Raw genomic sequence first — 17764 nt, 5'->3', positions numbered from 1 at the left:
AATTATCTCCCCCTTCCACATATTTTTATATATTCACAGCTGCTGCATGTTCCTGTTTTTTCAGCCAGAGAATATTCACTGCTTTTCAAGAAGTCAATTATATCCTCTTTTAATCCCTCTTTTGTAAGTTTTATCTCTTCATGTACTTCTATATTTCCTTTCCATACATTGAAAATATATTTTTGAGCTTTCTTTTCATCTTCATATAGAATTATGCTGTAATAATCCAGCTGTTCTTTGTTAGCTCCTCCAGTCTTGTAGTCTATGATTTCGTTTCCAATTTCACTTTCTATTACCAGATCTGCTACTCCTCTTAGAAATATCTGAATATCTCCATCTATAAATGGCTTTGTTTCATATACTCCCTTTTCTCCTTGAAATCTTTTTATTTTAATATTTTGATATTTTGTTTCTATATAACTAAAAAACTTCTCTATATTAGCTGTAATTATTGGAATCATTATTTCACTGCAGTAATTATCCATATGTACTGGTATTTTAGCTCTGCTGTATGAAAAATGTTTATTCAATATTTCCTCTATATAAGTACTGTCAATTTTAAAGTTTCCCTTTGATATTACTTCTTTCCACATTCCTTTTACTATTTCTTCTAATACTTTATGAACAAGTATTCCAAAAAATCTGCTGCTTATATCACTTTCTTCTGGCAGACATAGATATTCCAGATTATTCATCTTTTGAAAATAGAATTTCAATCTGCATTGTTTTAAATTGCTGTAATCGTATGCTCCCATACTTAATTTTCCATCTTTGAAATCTTCATTATCTTTTGGAAAACTTTCCATTTCAAATTGTGAATATCCTTTTTCTTTTTCAAATATAGAATTCTTAAGAGCCTCTATACTTCCATTTAGATCAACAGGTGCCTTTTTTATTTCTAAATTATATTTTATACAAAGCTCATCTAAAAATGGAGATATATCTATACCCTTATCTTCATTTTTTTTAGTAAAAATAACAGCATTGATGTTAGTGAATACAGCTTGAAAAAATCTATATTTTTTTATTTCTCTTTTTTCCTCTCTACTTACCATTCCCATATCTTTTCTTTGTTTTTCAGTAAATATAAGATTATCACCTATATTCCCTGGTAGAATATCCCCAGTAATATCCATAAAGAAATTAGTTTCTCCAAACATTTTTTTCTCTTTATATAATGATCTGCTTTCTCTTGCAAATCTAGCAGCTTCCATATTTTTAACAATAGCCCTTTCAGAATCTACTTTTTCATTTGAAGATATAACTATGTCTTTCATATACTGAATAACAAGCCTAAAAAGAGAACTTCCAAGATTTCCTTCAAAATATGTATTAAAACTATTATGAATACTCATATTTTCATTACTTTTCATTATTCCAAATATTTCAAAAAATTTCTCAAAAATACTTCCATATTCTTTCTCAATAAATTTTTCTAAATTTATCTGCTTTTTAAAATATTCATATATATCATCTACACCTTTTAATTCTATTATACTACTCAGATCAAAAAATATATTTTCCATTTTATTTCTAAATTCAACATTATTTGAAAATATCCATTCAGCTTCTGATGTGTCCAATATTTTAGAAGAAATATATTTATAATCTTCTCTCATAAAGCTATTAAGTGTAATTATATCTTCTGCACTCAGTGAATAATATTCTCTAAATACTCTATCATCAAATGCTTTTTTAAAAGCTGATATTAAATAAACTCTTCCAAGTTTTTCTTCCATATTCATAAGAATATTCAACTGTATATTTAAAAATTTATATAATTTTGTATCATTCATTGTTACTGCCTGAGATTTTCCAAAATATCTTGGGAAAATATTATGGTAGGTATTATTTTCTGGAACAGGCGAATACATATCTCCACTTTTCCTTTTTTCTTCAAATAAATAAATCAGACTCATACTCTCTTCTAATTCATCTTTAGACTGATATACATATATTCTGCTAGGAGAAATTTCTGGTAAAGTTATTTTTTCTATTTTAAGCTTATTTTCATCAAAATCTCCATTTTCTAATTGAAGTATTATTTCTATCTCTTTTTCTTCTAATAACTTATTTATTATTCTTTTATATATTTCTGGATATTCTATTATATCTACAAAAATTATTCTTTTGTATTTCTGAATCCACTTTGCCTGAAAATATTCCATACTCTCAAGCCAGTCATTCGGAATATAGTTATGTTTCTGACACAGCATATCAAATGACTCTTTTATTCTGTCAAAATAGTAGAAATATTTTTCCTGCCAGTTATGTATATTGTCTATCTTTTCTATATCATTTATATTCATTTCTCTGTAATATGTAAAAAAATTATTTGCAAAATCTATTATATCATAATATGATTTTATATTAAGCTCATCTTTCACATCTTGTGGTATAGACTTATAAAAGGCTAAGATTCTCTTAGCCTCTTTCAATACTATTTTATCTGAAATAAATATTCTCTCTCTAAACTCATCCATAGTCATAAACTCTGGTTGTTTTGAGAAAATATCTCTTTTCATTTTCTTAACAAATACAGATTTCATCCTGTTATCAGAAAAAAGGTACAGATTGCTCTCTACCTTGTCCTCTTTTCTCCAATATTCATCTGCAAAACTATTTCCATACCCAATATATCTAAAGTTTATTTTTTTTTCTGCCAAAACTACCTCCATTCATTAAACACTCAAGTATCTCCATCTTCCTTTTTTAAATGTTCTGTAGCAAGCTATACTTCTAAATCCTAGATCTATTGACATAACTACCCATGCTCCCAACAGCCCTGTATCTAATTTATATAAAAATAAATATGTAAGTGGTATTCTTATCAGATACATTCCCAGACTTGTTATAAGAAGAACTGCCTTAGTATCTCCAGCTCCTCTCAAGCAACCACTCAATACCATTGATACTGCAAGGAACGGCTGACATATTGACACCAATCTTAAAGCTCCTGTTGCCATCTCTCTAATAGCAGGCTCCTTAGTAAACATTGCTATTATCGTTCCAGGAAGTATAAAGAATGTCAATCCAAAAGCTGACATTGCGCAAAGTGCCAGCAAAGTTGTTGCCTTTGCATCCCTTTCAGCATTTTTAGGTGAATTTTTTCCTAACTGCTGTCCTACCAATGCTGTTCCTGCTACAGAAAACCCAAATCCCATATTAAATGAGAATGATTCAGCTGTAAGAGCTATCTTATGTGAAGTATATGCCATAGTTCCTAAAGATATTACCATCATTTCAAACACAAGCATACCTATTCTGAATATACCCTGTTCTACTGCAGCAGGTATTCCCACTTTCAATATTCTTCTTATCATGCTTCCATCATATTTTAATGCACTAAATGGTATTGAAACCCAAAACTTATTTGTAAATAGTGTAAGCACTAAATAAATAACTGTTACTATTCCCCTTGCTATTGTAGTAGCTATTCCAGCTCCAAGTACACCCATTCCAAGTGTAAAAATAAAAATATAATTCAATATAATATTTGAAATAACACTTATAAGATTTGCTATCATAGGGATCGTAGATTTACTTGTTGATCTATAGGCTGCTGCAAATACTACGTTAAAACATAAAAATGGCAGTCCTATAATTACTGCTCTGTAATACTCTGTAGTTCTTACTAAGTCCATATCATCAGCTCTTCCTACAAGATTAAGTATATTATCTCCAAAAATTAATAGGAGCCCTGCTATAATAATAGAAAATGGTACAGATAGAATTATACTCTGTGCCATTGAATTTTTCCCCTCTTTTTTATTGTCTGATCCAAAAGCTCTGCTGACTATGGCTGTTGTTCCAATACTTATTGCAAAAAACACTGGAATAACTGCCTGCACAGGAGCATTTCCTATTCCTACTGAACTTATTGCTACTGGCCCTAATTTTCCAACCATTATCATATCAAAAAATCCTAATAATGTTTGAACAAATAAATCAGCTATTGCAGGAAGAGCTATTGCCATAATCGCTGCAAATACTTTTTTATTTCTTCTCCACTCTCTTTTTATATCCATTGCCACTCCCCCCATGTATATTCTCTACTTTAATTATAGTACATTTCCTATTTTTTTTCATCTTTTTAATTTAATTTTTTAATTTCAGATTTTTAGATTATTTTCAATATAACAAAAATTAAATTGTATACTAAATATTTTTCAGTCAAATGTTTTATATTTTTTATTTCATAAAAAAAGAGACTGTTAAAATAATCCAAATTTTAAAATTTTTTATTACCAGAAAATTCTAATATTTTTTATTTTTAAAACAGTCTTTCTTTTTTATAATATATCTGTTTTCTTTCTCAATACTAAAGTTGTTAAAAATGTCATCAAATCTGAAAATGGCAGAGCCAACCATATTCCATTCTCACCTAAAAATTTAGGAAGAAGAATAAGTCCTATCAATACAAATACTGTACTTCTCAAGACTGAAAGTATATTGGCAGCCTTTGCTTTATCCTTAGATTGAAGGAAAGATATATTTATAAAATTAGCTCCCACAAATATTATTGCACTTGCATACAATCTTAACCCATGCACAGCAGTCTTTATAAGTTCTGGATCTTCATTAAACATTCTTATAAGGCTGCTTCCAAAGAAGTTCACCCATATAAGTATGATAACTGCTATTCCAAATGATATTTTATGTCCAATTTTAAATGTGTCTTCCACTCTTTCTAATTTTCTCTCTCCATAATTATAACTTACTATTGGCTGTATTCCCTGTCCCATACCATTATACAACATCCTGAATATATAAAATACATAACCAACTATACAGAAAGCTGATACCCCCATCTCCCCACTATACTTCATAAAGGAAATATTGAACAAGATTGTTATCAGTGCCACTGTAAATTCCATTATAAATGATGGAAACCCTATGGCTGCTATTTTTTTCATTATATCCATTTTTATTCTATTTTCAAATGAAAACTTAAATCTTGAACCAGGTTTCATAAAGTACCTTATAAGAAAAAGCATTGAAAATAATTGTCCTATTCCAGTAGCTGTTGCTGCCCCAAATATTCCAAAACCAAATTTCATTATAAAAAGCCAATCTAAAAATATATTGGTAACAGCTCCTATGACCATTGAAATAAAAGCATAAGCTGGTGCTTTGTCATTTCTTACCACAGCATTAAGACTATTTGATATCATTAGAAATCCCAATGCTGCTGTACATGGATACATATATGCTTTTACCATTGGAAGAAGATTATCATTTGCTCCCATAAGCCTTATTATTCTTTCATTAAAAAATATAACCAAAAGAAGTATAAGCAGATATGCAGTAACATTAAGCACTATTATATATGAAAAACATCTGTTACAAAATTCTTTATCCTTTGGATTTAAAGAAATAAGAGTAGCCCCTCCTATTCCAAACATCAGACTCAAGGCAGCTCCAAAATTCACTATTGGATAGCCTAAATTTAAGGCAGCAAGCCCTTCTGCTCCTACTCCCCGACCTACAAATATTCCATCCACTATAGAATACATAGCTGTTACTATCATTCCTGTCACTGCTGGGATAGAGAAATTTAAAAATAATTTCCATACTGGATCTTTACCCAAGCTAATACTTTTAGACATTTTATTCTCCTTATAAATTTTTTACAAAAAATTCAAATCCCTCTAATTACATAGAGGGAAATTTTAGATTCAATTTAATCCAATCATGTGGCAACAAGGTTACAATTGCATTAACAATATCAAATTTATTCTGTCTAAATAATTTTTAGCTTATTTCATATAAAACATTAAACTATTTTACAGTTTCCTATATACATTGACTAAATTATCTGACTATTTTTTTTCAAATATTAATTTTTCATTATCTTTAGTAAGTAATATGATACTATCATTTTTAACTTCTATTTTATCAGCTTCATTTAAGAGTTTGATATATCCACTTTCAGCCTGCATTCTATTTTCTGGCCCAGCCATCATAGTAGAAGCAACATTAAGTACTTCTATATTATCTCCCTCTATTTTAGCTCCTCCAAAATATCTATTTACACCAGAAAATCCATATACTCTATCTCCTTCAAATGCAATAGTTATATTTGCATCTTTGTACATATTAGTTAATAGAAATTCTTGTTTTTCTATACTTTTTATATCATTTTTTCCAGACCCTAAACTAGAACACCCAACTAAAAGAGCTCCTGCTGCTAAAAAAGTTATTATTTTTTTATACATTATTTCTACCTCCATTAAAGACTTTTAATACACTCTATCATTTTTTATATATTAAATCAAACAGTTTTTAAAACAAGCTGAAAATACAATTTTACCATTTCAAATTTCTTCATTATGTAAGTTTTATTAACATATTTTTAGTCATTAATTTCTAATAAATACTAAAAATATATTATTTTTTTCTATCAAGAACTTTATCTCTTACTTCTTGATCATCTTTTCCATTTCCAAGTCTAAATTCTTCAAATAACTCGTCATCATCATCTACATAAACAGTAGCTTCAACCATGTCACCATTTTTTATTTTTAATTTTTCAAAATCTTTGATATCTCTTATTACATATTCATCTTCAAGTCTTGATGTAAATACTACCAAATCTCCTTTCAATTTTTTTGCCGTTTTAGCAAATTCTTTTATCACTTCATTCATTACTTCTCTGCTTACTTCATATGTCATTTTATTTACCTCTTCCTTCTCTATATTATTTTATTTTCTTAAAAACTGGCTGCATTCCTTCAAAAGAAGTAATATATTTTTTACCTATACTTTCTAAAAAGTCATATGCTCTCTTGAAATCCATAGTTAAATACTCTTTTACATGAGCATCTGATCCTATTGTCAAGATTTCTCCCCCAAGTTCATAATATCTTTTTATGATATCAGTACATGGATAAAATCTATCTTCTTTATATCTATATCCAGAAGTATTAATTTCTATACCTTTTCCTTTTTCTATTAACTTTTTTAATACAGCATCAATTCTATCAAAATTTTCTTTATAGTTTAACCCTCTATATTTAGGTCCACCATATCTTGTTACAAAATCCAGATGTCCATAAACATTAAATTTATCATAAATCTCTACATTTTTTAATACATTGTCAAAATAAAGTGCCTGTACTTCTTCTTTTGTTTTTCCTTCCTGTATCTCTCCAAAAGCAAGATCTATTCTATTGATAGCATGGCTGGAATTTATTACAAAATCAAAAGGATAGCTGCTTACAACTCCCTCTAAATATTCCCTTGTATGAGTCTGTACTCCTACCTCTACTCCTAACTTTACATCTATTTCTTTTTTGTATTTTTCCTTCAGTTCCAATACCCTTTTTACATATTTATCTACTTTCAGTACCCATCTGTCAGTCATTCCTTCTATATCATATTCCAAATGGTCTGTGAGAGCTATCTCCTGTAATCCTAAAGAAATAGCCCTTTGAATAATTTCCTCCATATCCTGAGTTGAATCTCCTGAAAACTCACTATGTACATGATAGTCGCTTATAATATTTCCCAAAATAAACCTCCCTGATAAATAAAGCTTTTTAATCTATATTTTTACTTCTATGTTTTATATTTCACAAATATTCTTAAAATTTTATAATTACCAATTAACAATGCATATAGCACACACTAAGAGTATCATAATCTATTTAAATTTTCAAGTACAGCTGCTGACATTTTGATATTTTATCTTCCTTTTTTTTTAATTAATAATAATATTCTGACAATAATTTTTTCTGTTCGCATTTAAAACAATAAAAAAATAAGTACCTTTAAAAATCACTTTTTTTTATAAAAAGTTCTCATCAGGTAATGAGAATGCTTTTTACGTTCTATTTGTTTAAAATAATATAACATTTTTTTCTAAAAAATATGAATTTTTTTTTCAGAGTGCATATCATTTTATTTTTTAAACATTCATTATTGACAAAGTACAAAGTGTAAGGTAATATTCTATTGTAAACGGTTACATAACTATAAAAACAAGTGGTGATTATATGAATATGAAAGACATTGCAGCTCATCTCGGAATTTCAGTAGCCACTGTTTCCAGAGCTATTAATGGAAGTGAAAATATCAACCCTGAAACAAAGGAAAGAGTTCTGGCATTTGTAGAAAAGAAAGGATATACTCCAAATGTTATAGCTAGAAATTTATCTAAAATGGAAAATAATACTATTGCTTTGTTAGTTCCTAATATCAGCAACCCATTTTTTGCTTCACTTATAAATAATATATGTGCTAATTTTGCAAAAAGTGATTATCAGATAGCTCTTTACAATACATCTGAAAATATTGAACTAGAAAAGAAAGCTATAAAAAATATAATAGGACAGAGAATAGCTGGGGTTATTGCCATTCTAATTAATGGTAAATATGAGAAAAATCCTCTTCTGCCCCTTATTAATTACAATATTCCTGTTTTTCTTTTAGACAGGGATATTAGAGATTACACTCTTCCTGGAGTATTTCTTGATAATTATATTGGTGCCTATAAAGTAGTTACTGAATTATTGAATAGAGGACATAGAGATATAGCTATTATTACTGGAGATCTTTCATCCCTCAATGCAGAAGAAAGATTAAAAGGATATATAAACGCCCACCTTGATATGAATATTCCATATTCAAAAACTAATATTCATGAAGGAGATTTTTTATTTGAAAGCGGATATAAAGCTGGAAAAAAAATTTTGAATACTTCAGCTACAGCTGTTTTTGCTTCTAATAACCTTATGCTTTTAGGATTTTTAAAAGCTATGAAAGCTGTTGATAAAGAAATAGAATTATCATGTTTTGAGGAAATTGAATATCTTGAGGTACTTGGAATAAATATTATCTCTTGTAAAATACCACTTGATATAATAGGAGAAAAAACATACTCTCTTTTTTTTACAGATAAAAATAAAAGAAAAAAAACATATATAGAACCTATTTTGATAAAAAATAGAAAGGAGTTTTAATGAAAAAAGTTGTAGTTGCAGGAAGTATAAATATGGACTTGGTAACTGTGTGTGAAAGAGCTCCAAGGGGAGGAGAAACTCTTTTTGGAAAAGAATTTTTTCAAGTGCCTGGTGGAAAAGGAGCTAATCAGGCTGTTGCTATTGGAAAATTAGGAACTCAAGTTACAATGCTTGGCAAAATAGGAAATGACTCATTTGGTAAGGATCTTATATCATCAATGAATAACAGCGGAGTTGATACTGAATATATAGAAAATTCTGCTTCATCTACTGGTATAGCTAAAATAATAGTTGAAGAAAATGGTCAAAATAGAATACTTGTTGTATCTGGTGCAAATATGGATGTAGACAGAGCATATATAGACAGACATATAGAAGTTATAAATAATGCAGATATACTTGTTACTCAGCTGGAAATACCTATAGATACTGTGGAATATGTATTAAAAAAAGCAAAGGAAGCTGAAAAAATAACTATATTAAACCCTGCTCCTGCTGCTCTGCTGAGTGATGAAATCATAAAAAACAGCGATATAATTATTCCTAATGAAAGTGAACTTGGCATCATAACTGGTATGCCTACAAACACTTTAGAAGAAATAGAAGCTGCTGCTCAAAAACTTTTAAATATGGGAGTAAAAGAACTTATTGTTACTCTTGGAAGTCAAGGTTCTCTTCATTTAAATAAAAAAGGTTCTACACTTCATACTGCTTATAAAGTAAAAGCTGTGGATACTACTGCTGCTGGTGACAGTTTTATTGGTGGTCTTGTAAAAAATATTCAAGGTGATAATTTAGATGAAGCTATTGAATTTGCTACAAAAGTTTCTGCCATAACTGTAACAAGAAAAGGAGCTCAAATATCAATACCAACTATTAAAGAAGTTGAAAATTTCAAAGGAGAAAAGAATGAAAAAAAGTAGATTACTAAATAGTGAATTATCTTATGAAATAGCAAAAATCGGACATACAGCACATATCACTCTTTGTGATTCTGGTCTTCCTATTCCACAAAATGTCAAAAGAATAGATTTAGCTGTAGAAGCTGGTCTTCCAGGATTTATTAAAGTGTTAAACCCTGTACTTAGCGAAATGCAGGTAGAGGAAATCATTCTTGCTGAAGAAATAAAAGAAAAAAATATGTTTATGTATGAATCAATCATGAAATCATTTAAAGAAGCTGGCATGAATCCTAAAGTTGTTTTTGTTCCTCATGAAGAGTTTAAAAAAATTACTCATAATAGTGAGGTTATTGTAAGAACTGGAGAATGTTCTCCGTATGCAAATATAATACTGAAATCAGGAGTAGTATTTTAGGGAGAGAATATGGAAAAAGAAATAGTTTTAAAAATGACTGAAATTGTCAAAACTTTCCCTGGTGTAAAGGCCCTCAATGGTGCTCATTTAAATATATATCGTGGAAGAGTAATGGCTCTTTTAGGAGAAAATGGAGCTGGTAAGTCTACCCTTATCAAAATTATGACTGGTATATATCAAATGGACAGTGGGAATATCTATCTAGGAAATGAAAAAGTAAATTTTAAAAATGTAACAGATTCACAGGAAAGAGGAATTGCTGTTATTCATCAAGAATTAAACCTGATTCCAGAGCTAAGTATAACAGAAAATATCTTTTTAGGAAGAGAACTTACAAACAGCTTTGGAAAAATAGATGCTAAACTTATGGATAAAGAAGCAAGATTTTTACTTGATAAATTAAATGTCACTGAAAGCGAAAAAACATTAATTAAAAATCTTACTATTGGAAAAATGCAAATGGTGGAAATAGCTAAAGCCTTATCTCAAAATGCTAAAATAATAGTAATGGATGAGCCTACTGATGCTCTTACTGACAGTGAAACTGAAAGTCTTTTTGAAGTAATCAGGGAACTTACAAAAGAAAAGAAAAGCATTGTATATATCTCTCACAGGTTAAAAGAGATTCCAGAAATATGTGATGATATTACAATAATGAGAGATGGAAAATTTATATATGAAAAAGAAGTAAAAGATATTGATGAAGAATTTATTATTAGAAATATGGTAGGAAGATCTCTTGATGAACAATTTCCCAGAGTAAATGTAAAAAAAGGAAAAGAAGTTCTAAAAGTAAAAAATCTTAAAAATGACTTTATAGATGATATCTCATTTACGCTTCACGAAAGTGAAATACTAGGAATATCTGGTCTTATGGGAGCTGGAAGAAGTGAACTTGTAAAAACTATCTATGGCCATTTAAAAAAGCATTCAGGGCAGGTATTGCTCAATGGTTCTGAAAAAAATATAAAGTCAGCTCAAGAAGGTATTTCTAATGGAATTGCCTATGTATCTGAAGACAGAAAAGGTGATGGTCTTGTTCTTGGGTTAAGTGTTAAAGAAAATATGACTATATCATCTTTAAAATTCTTTTCAACTTTCTTTAAAATTAATAAAAAAAGTGAAAAAAACAGTGTAGAAGATTATGTAGAGAAATTTAGTATTAAAACTCCAACTATTGATCAGAAAATTAAAAATCTGAGTGGAGGAAATCAGCAGAAAGTAGCTATTGCTAAAGCTTTACTAACTAATCCTAAGATACTTATATTAGATGAACCTACAAGAGGAGTAGATGTAGGAGCTAAAAAAGAGATATATGACTTCATTAATGAATTAAAGAAAAAAGGATTAAGCATCATCATTGTTTCCTCTGAAATGCCTGAAATTCTTGGACTTAGTGATAGAATATTAGTTATTCATAATCATAAAATAACTGGTGAATTCACAGGTGAAGAGGCAACACAGGAAAAAATAATGAGATGTGCAGTAGGAGGAAATAATGTTTAAAAAACTTTGGAGCAACAAACCTTTGATTGGTCTTGTTATATTTTCTATAATAGTGGCTATTCTAAATCCCAGATTCTTGTCTATGGCAAATATTCTGAATGTATTAAGACAAACTTCTATAAATTCAATAATTGCTATTGGAATGACATTTGTTATTCTTACAGGAGGAATTGATCTTTCAGTAGGTTCAATTCTTGCTTTTTGCGGTGCAGTTATGGCTTATCTTTTAAATATTGGATTAAATCCCTTAATTGCTCTTATAATAACTCTCGCTTTAGGAATGATTTTTGGATTTTTCAATGGATTTTTAGTTTCAGTAATGAAATTACAGGCTTTCATTGTTACATTGGTGACAATGACTTTCCTAAGAGGTGCTACCCTGGTATTTACTAATGGAAAGCCTATTACTGTTCGTGATGGAGGTATGCTTTTTGAAAATATTGGTGATGGATATATTTTCAACATTCCAGTTCCTATATACTTAATGATTCTTTTATTTATTGGAGGTCATTATATCCTATCTCATACAAAATTTGGTAGATATACATATGCAATAGGTGGAAATGAAGAAGCTACCAAACTTTCTGGTATAAATGTAGATAAAATAAAAATATGGGTATATGGTACTTGTGGAGTTCTTGCAGCTCTTGCAGGAGTAATAACTACTTCCAGACTTTTCTCTGCTCAGCCTACAGCAGGTACAGGATATGAACTTGATGCAATAGCAGCTGTTGTTTTAGGAGGAACATCTCTTTCTGGAGGAGTTGGAAAAGTTACAGGAACAGCTCTTGGAGCCATTATCATTGGTGTTTTAGGAAATGCTTTAAATCTACTTGATGTTTCTTCTTATTATCAAATGATGATTAAAGCTCTAGTTATCTTAATCGCAGTATTAATAGACAAAAAGTCTAACAAATAAATAAGGAGTGGTGTAAATGAAAAAATTTCTAAAAGTTTTTGGAGTGGCAGCTCTGCTTGTTGCTGTTTCATCAGCAGCTTCTGCAGCTGGAGAAAAAATAGGTCTTGTTGTTTCTACACAAAATAATCCTTTCTTTGTAACATTAAAAGAAGGAGCTGTACAAAAAGCTAATGAATTGGGATATGAACTTATAGTTCTTGACTCTCAAAATGACCCTTCTAAAGAATTAGGAAATGTAGAAGATCTTCTAGTAAAGGGGGTAGATGTCCTTCTTATCAATCCTACTGATTCTGATGCTGTTGTAAGTTCTGTAAGAGCAGCTAATAGAAGCAAAATACCAGTTGTAACTCTTGACAGAGCTGCTAATGGTGGAAAAGTAGTTTCTCATGTTGCTTCTGACAATGTTTTAGGGGGAGAAGTTGCTGGTAACTATATTGTTGAAAAATTAGGTGGAAAAGGTAAAGTAGTTGAATTAGAAGGTATTCCTGGAACTACAGCTGCCAGAGATAGAGGAGAAGGATTTAACAAAGCTATTGCTGGTAAACTTGATGTTGTAGCTAAACAGGCTGCTGATTTTGACAGAACTAAAGGTCTTACAGTTATGGAAAATATTCTTCAGGCTCAACCTGAAATCAATGCTGTATTTGCTCACAATGATGAAATGGCATTAGGAGCTTTAAAAGCTATTGAATCTTCTGGAAGAAAAAATATAATAGTTGTTGGATTTGATGCTACAGATGATGCTGTTGCTGCTGTAAAAGATGGAAAATTATCTGCTACTGTTGCTCAAAAACCTGCTGAAATAGGAGCTATTGGTGTAGAAGTTGCTGGTAAAATAATCAAAAAAGAAACTGTTCAGGAAAATGTTCCTGTTGCTTTAGAATTAATAAAATAAATGATAGACTAATATTTTAATCAATACTTAACAAAATTTAAAAACCTCTTAACATTCTGATTATTTCGGAATAATAAGAGGTTTTTTTATAAAAATTTCCTTGTTTTTTTTCTTAAAAGTTATATAATTATATATATAGTTTTTCGAGAGAACTATATATATAATATATAGCAACTATTCGATTTTAATTTAAAAAAAATCTTGTTGATTATTATTCTTCTTTGGTATAAAATCATTATGTTAAAATTATGATTTACAAAGGAGAAAGATATTTATGAAAATTTTACCAATCTGCCTATTGTTTGTTTCTAACATTTTTATGTCATTTGCATGGTATGGACATTTAAAAAATACCAAAAGTGCTTTGATATTTGCAATAGCCACAAGCTGGGGAATAGCATTTTTTGAATATTGCTTTTCTATACCTGCCAACAGAATAGGTTCTCAATATTTCACTGTTGCACAGCTGAAAATTATACAAGAAGTAATTACTCTTATTGTATTCTCAGGGTTTTCTATATTATATTTGAAACAAGAATTTAAATTAAATTATATCTATGCTTTTTTCTGCATGATAGGGGCTGTATATTTTATGTTCAAGAAATAAAATGTAACATAAGGGGTGGCTTCAATGAAAACTATTTTCGATAAAACTAATCTTGCAAATCTCAAATTAAAAAATAGACTTTTTAGAAGTGCTGTTTGGGAAAATCTTGCAGATAATGGTCACATGACAAAAGAGCTTTTTGATCTTTATGAAAATCTTGCTAAAGGGGGAGTAGGTAACATAATTACCAGTTTTTCATCTGTATTAAAAGATGATCTTCCTGCACCTAATATGCTTTGTATCTATGATGATTCTTTTATAGATGACTATACTCTGCTTACTGAAAAAGTACATTCATATGGAGCAAATATTTTCCTTCAAATCGTTGCTGGAGGTTCACAAGGAAAAAATAATATAAACTCTGGTAAAACTATTTATGGTCCCAGCGCCCATAAAAATCCTATCACTGGTATAGAAGCTGTGGAAATGACACAGAAAGATATATGTAATTTAGTAGAAAAATTTAAAGAGGCAGCTGTGAGAGCAAAAAATAGTGGATTTGACGGTATCCAGATACATGCTGCTCATGGATATCTTTTAAGCCAATTCTTAAATCCTTTCTTTAATAAAAGAGAAGATGAGTATGGTGGAGATGTAGATGGACGTGCAAGAATACTGATTGATGTATATCTTTCTATAAGAGAAGCTGTTGGAGATGACTTCATTGTTGGTATGAAAATAAATTGTGATGATTTTGAAGATGAAGGACTTAACTTTGGTGAAAGTTCTTGGGTTTGTGAAAGACTTGCTATGATGGGGCTTGATTTTATTGAAGTGAGTGGAGCTAATCCTTCTAGAACTATTTCTTCTCCTTCTGAAGAAAGTTATTTCAAAGTATTTGCCAATACCATAGCTCAAAATACTCAAATACCTACTTTATTGGTAGGAGGAAACAGAAGTATAGAAGGGATGGAGGAAATACTCAATAATTCTTCAATAGAATATTTTTCGTTAGCCAGACCTTTTATTGCTGAACCTAATTTAGTAAAAAGATGGGAAGAGGGGGATATTAGAAAATCAAAGTGTATCTCTTGCAACAAATGTCGTGTTCCTAGTAAAAAAATAGAATGTATTTTTAACAGGTAATTGGTCTTACTTAACTAACAAATACTTATACATCATGGAGGAGATACATGGAAAATACTTACAATGAAAGCATGAAAGTTATGTCAGAATTATTTGGAAAAGATTACCATTTTGCTATGGCAACTGCAAGGGACAACATTCCTTCTGTAAGATTTGTTGATACCTTTTTTGAAGATGGAATATTCTATATAGTTACTTATTCAAATTCACAAAAAGTAAAAGATATCACTGAAAACTCTCATGTTTCTTTTTCCAGAAACTTTCACAAATTCAATGGAAAAGCATATAATATAGGGCATCCTCTGCTACCTGAAAACAAAGAAATTCGTTCTAAACTTATTAAAGTTTTTGAACCCTGGTATTTTGAACATAATAATGAAGCACATGAAAATATGTGTTTTGTTAAAGTAGAATTGGAAGATGGATTTTTTTATAAGAATAATGTAGGCTACAAAGTTAATTTTTTAGATAAAACAGCAGAGAAATCTGAAGTTTTTTATGGTGATGAAGAAATGACAATGTAATAAATAATGCAATAGAAAAGAGATTGATTAAAAAGCTAGAATGAATTTTAGAAATTTGGAAATTAGAAAAATTCTAAAATTATATTCTTGACTAATATATCAATCTCTTTTTATACTTTAAAATAAATCTTAAGGAGCTAATCTTTTATTAGATCAAATAATTTCTGTGCTGCTCTTTTAGGACCATCTTTTTCATTTCCTTTTATCCCTAATTGAGTTCTTATCTGACCTACTTTTACACCTTTTTTAAACATATCTTCAAAGAATTTTTCTATAAGTACATCTGTTTTTTCTATATTCTGCACAGGACCAAATGGGTTAGCAAAATATGAATCCACCAAACCTTTTTCACTTGTAGTTCCTTTAGCCATTCTCTTTCCAGCTTTAAATACTGGTATAGCCTCTTCTGCTGAATTAAAAAATTCTATCTCTTCTCCCTCTTCATAGTTGTTAGCATAAAGAAACATATCTATAGGATACCCCTTCATGATATCATTGTATGAAGCTATTGGAATAATTATTCTTGAATTTATCTTATCTGGGTTCATAAAAATACTTCTGTCTATCTCTTTATAGGCATATCCAGTATCAAGGTCGTCCAATCTTACAAAGGCTCCTATCTCTGTCCCATATGCTTTAGGACTTGTAGTTTCATTCAATACAAATGTTCCCATATCATCAAATATAACTTTCATATCTTTTACATACTTCTCGCTGAGAGTTCTGAACGCTTCTAAACTTTCCGATTTTCCAGCTCCACTATCTCCCATTATGGCAACATTAAATGTTTTTCCATTTTTCATGACAATATTTACCATAGCACCATGTATTGGAAGTTTTCCTTTTTCTATCATTCTTATATTGTGAAGTGTCAATATCATTTTTTTCATATATCCAAAGTAGTCTATATCTTCGTTGTAGTTAGCATATCCTATCATCATATTATTTTCTTTATCATTATAAAATACAGTTTTCATTTCATTTTCAAAGTCTTTTACTCCATAGATATATAATATATCAGGCCTTCTGTTCATATACTCCTCTTCTCTAGCCAATTCAAAAAGGTTGCATAAAGCTATCCCTTGTGACATAAAATATCTGTTGAAATATATAAAAGCCAGAGAATCTCCTACCTTAGCTGGATAACAAAACCAGTTTTCAGTATTTATACATATATCTTTAAATGGATTTTCTTTTACTTCTTGAAATATTCCTGTTCTTGTATTTCTTTTTGGGTAAGTAATAAATGGAGGTTGTAATATAATTGTTTCAATAAAAGGAATTTTCTCTAAAAATGAATATTCAGAAGGACAGCTTCTTTTTGTATCATTCAATATTATTCCTGCATTTATACCAGCACTTAATTGTCTATAAACTCTGTGTTTGTACCCCATCACAGCTTCTTCTATCTGTCTGTATGTACTGAGTATAAGGTTTTTAAAATTATTTATAGCTTCAATAAAGTTTACATTTTGTAATCCTTCTCCTCTTTTTGTATTTCTTACTACTGCGTATCTTTCATATTTTCTCCAAAAAGTATAAAGCCTTTCTATAAATTCTACTAATGTATCTCTACTTTCTAAAAGTCTAGCATATTTTTCATCTAATGTAGCTATCTCTTCAGCTTCTAAAACTATAAGAAGCTTGAAGAACTTTGTCATTACTTCTGGCAGATTGTCATCTGTATTGCATCTCTCCTTGATATATATGTAAACTGGAACTTCTTTTCTTTCCAATTTTTCTAAAAATGCTGTCATAATTCTTTTAAATCCATCACTATCTAACAGAGATTCTGCATTATTGCAATATTTTATTGTAAAGTTTACTGTTATGCTGTTTCTGTTAATAGTCGCTTCTTGTCTCATCTTATCCTCCTGAAATCCCCTTGCATAATTTATTCATAGGTATAAATTATCATCTTTTTAAAAGTATGTCAATATCTTTTTG

16 protein-coding genes are annotated in these 17764 nt (G+C 29.6%); 9 read left to right on the top strand and 7 right to left on the bottom strand.

The features are described 5' to 3' along the window. Positions 1-2: 2 nt before the first annotated feature. The 6 genes from E0E45_RS04665 to E0E45_RS04640 all read right to left on the bottom strand — a co-directional run bounded on the left by E0E45_RS04665 (position 3) and on the right by E0E45_RS04640 (position 7513). A complete protein-coding gene (locus E0E45_RS04665) occupies positions 3-2666 on the bottom strand; it encodes a PD-(D/E)XK nuclease family protein (RefSeq protein ID WP_130890098.1) in 2664 nt (887 codons plus the stop codon). A gap of 15 nt (positions 2667-2681) precedes the next feature. Continuing rightward, a complete protein-coding gene (locus tag E0E45_RS04660; RefSeq protein ID WP_147391519.1) occupies positions 2682-4028 on the bottom strand; it encodes an MATE family efflux transporter in 1347 nt (448 codons plus the stop codon). Between the two features lie 264 nt (positions 4029-4292). Continuing rightward, on the bottom strand, positions 4293-5609 hold the full coding sequence (locus tag E0E45_RS04655) for an MATE family efflux transporter (RefSeq protein ID WP_130890096.1): 1317 nt from the start codon (positions 5607-5609) through the stop codon (positions 4293-4295). Positions 5610-5822: 213 nt separating this feature from the next. After that, a complete protein-coding gene (locus E0E45_RS04650; RefSeq protein ID WP_130890095.1) occupies positions 5823-6218 on the bottom strand; it encodes an META domain-containing protein in 396 nt (131 codons plus the stop codon). 172 nt (positions 6219-6390) lie between these two features. Continuing rightward, positions 6391-6675, bottom strand: a complete 285-nt coding sequence (locus E0E45_RS04645; protein ID WP_130890094.1) for a hypothetical protein — start codon at positions 6673-6675, stop codon at positions 6391-6393. A gap of 25 nt (positions 6676-6700) precedes the next feature. After that, entirely contained in the window at positions 6701-7513 is an 813-nt protein-coding gene (locus E0E45_RS04640) for a histidinol-phosphatase HisJ family protein (RefSeq protein WP_130890093.1), read from the bottom strand. Positions 7514-7997: 484 nt separating this feature from the next. On the opposite strand from E0E45_RS04640, the gene E0E45_RS04635 reads away from it, so the two are divergent. The 9 genes from E0E45_RS04635 to E0E45_RS04595 all read left to right on the top strand — a co-directional run bounded on the left by E0E45_RS04635 (position 7998) and on the right by E0E45_RS04595 (position 15817). Next, positions 7998-8963 carry a LacI family DNA-binding transcriptional regulator gene (locus tag E0E45_RS04635; RefSeq protein WP_130890092.1) on the top strand — a complete coding sequence of 322 codons (966 nt, stop codon included), beginning with the start codon at positions 7998-8000 and terminating at the stop codon, positions 8961-8963. Further along, a complete protein-coding gene (gene rbsK, locus E0E45_RS04630) occupies positions 8963-9886 on the top strand; it encodes a ribokinase (protein ID WP_130890091.1) in 924 nt (307 codons plus the stop codon). The genes E0E45_RS04635 and rbsK overlap by 1 nt, the downstream gene beginning before the upstream one ends. Then, the gene (gene rbsD / locus E0E45_RS04625; protein WP_130890090.1) at positions 9873-10280 is read left to right on the top strand and encodes a D-ribose pyranase; all 408 of its coding nucleotides are present in this window, start codon (positions 9873-9875) and stop codon (positions 10278-10280) included. The genes rbsK and rbsD overlap by 14 nt, the downstream gene beginning before the upstream one ends. 9 nt (positions 10281-10289) lie before the next feature. Continuing rightward, entirely contained in the window at positions 10290-11786 is a 1497-nt protein-coding gene (rbsA, locus tag E0E45_RS04620; protein WP_130890089.1) for a ribose ABC transporter ATP-binding protein RbsA, read from the top strand. Then, positions 11779-12705: a ribose ABC transporter permease gene (gene rbsC, locus E0E45_RS04615; protein WP_096403080.1), complete on the top strand. Its 927-nt coding sequence runs from the start codon at positions 11779-11781 to the stop codon at positions 12703-12705. The genes rbsA and rbsC overlap by 8 nt, the downstream gene beginning before the upstream one ends. Before the next feature lie 16 nt (positions 12706-12721). Beyond that, positions 12722-13600: a ribose ABC transporter substrate-binding protein RbsB gene (gene rbsB, locus E0E45_RS04610; RefSeq protein WP_096403081.1), complete on the top strand. Its 879-nt coding sequence runs from the start codon at positions 12722-12724 to the stop codon at positions 13598-13600. Positions 13601-13874: 274 nt separating this feature from the next. After that, a complete protein-coding gene (locus E0E45_RS04605) occupies positions 13875-14207 on the top strand; it encodes a DMT family protein (protein ID WP_130890088.1) in 333 nt (110 codons plus the stop codon). A gap of 24 nt (positions 14208-14231) precedes the next feature. Continuing rightward, positions 14232-15293 carry an NADH:flavin oxidoreductase gene (locus E0E45_RS04600; RefSeq protein ID WP_130890087.1) on the top strand — a complete coding sequence of 354 codons (1062 nt, stop codon included), beginning with the start codon at positions 14232-14234 and terminating at the stop codon, positions 15291-15293. A 47-nt stretch (positions 15294-15340) separates the two neighbouring features. Then, positions 15341-15817, top strand: coding sequence for a pyridoxamine 5'-phosphate oxidase family protein (locus E0E45_RS04595; protein ID WP_130890086.1), 477 nt, complete (start codon positions 15341-15343; stop codon positions 15815-15817). A gap of 137 nt (positions 15818-15954) precedes the next feature. Here E0E45_RS04595 and E0E45_RS04590 read toward each other — a convergent pair whose 3' ends face one another. Beyond that, positions 15955-17682 (bottom strand): phosphoenolpyruvate carboxykinase, encoded by a 1728-nt coding sequence (locus tag E0E45_RS04590; protein ID WP_130890085.1) that lies wholly within the window; start codon positions 17680-17682, stop codon positions 15955-15957. Positions 17683-17764: the final 82 nt, after the last annotated feature.

Origin of the sequence: Fusobacterium ulcerans ATCC 49185, from assembly GCF_900683735.1 — a bacterium.
In the GTDB taxonomy this organism is placed as follows: Bacteria; Fusobacteriota; Fusobacteriia; order Fusobacteriales; family Fusobacteriaceae; genus Fusobacterium_A; species Fusobacterium_A ulcerans_A.
Note: the sequence above shows the minus strand (reverse complement) of the source record. Positions and strands in the feature narration are given on the sequence as shown.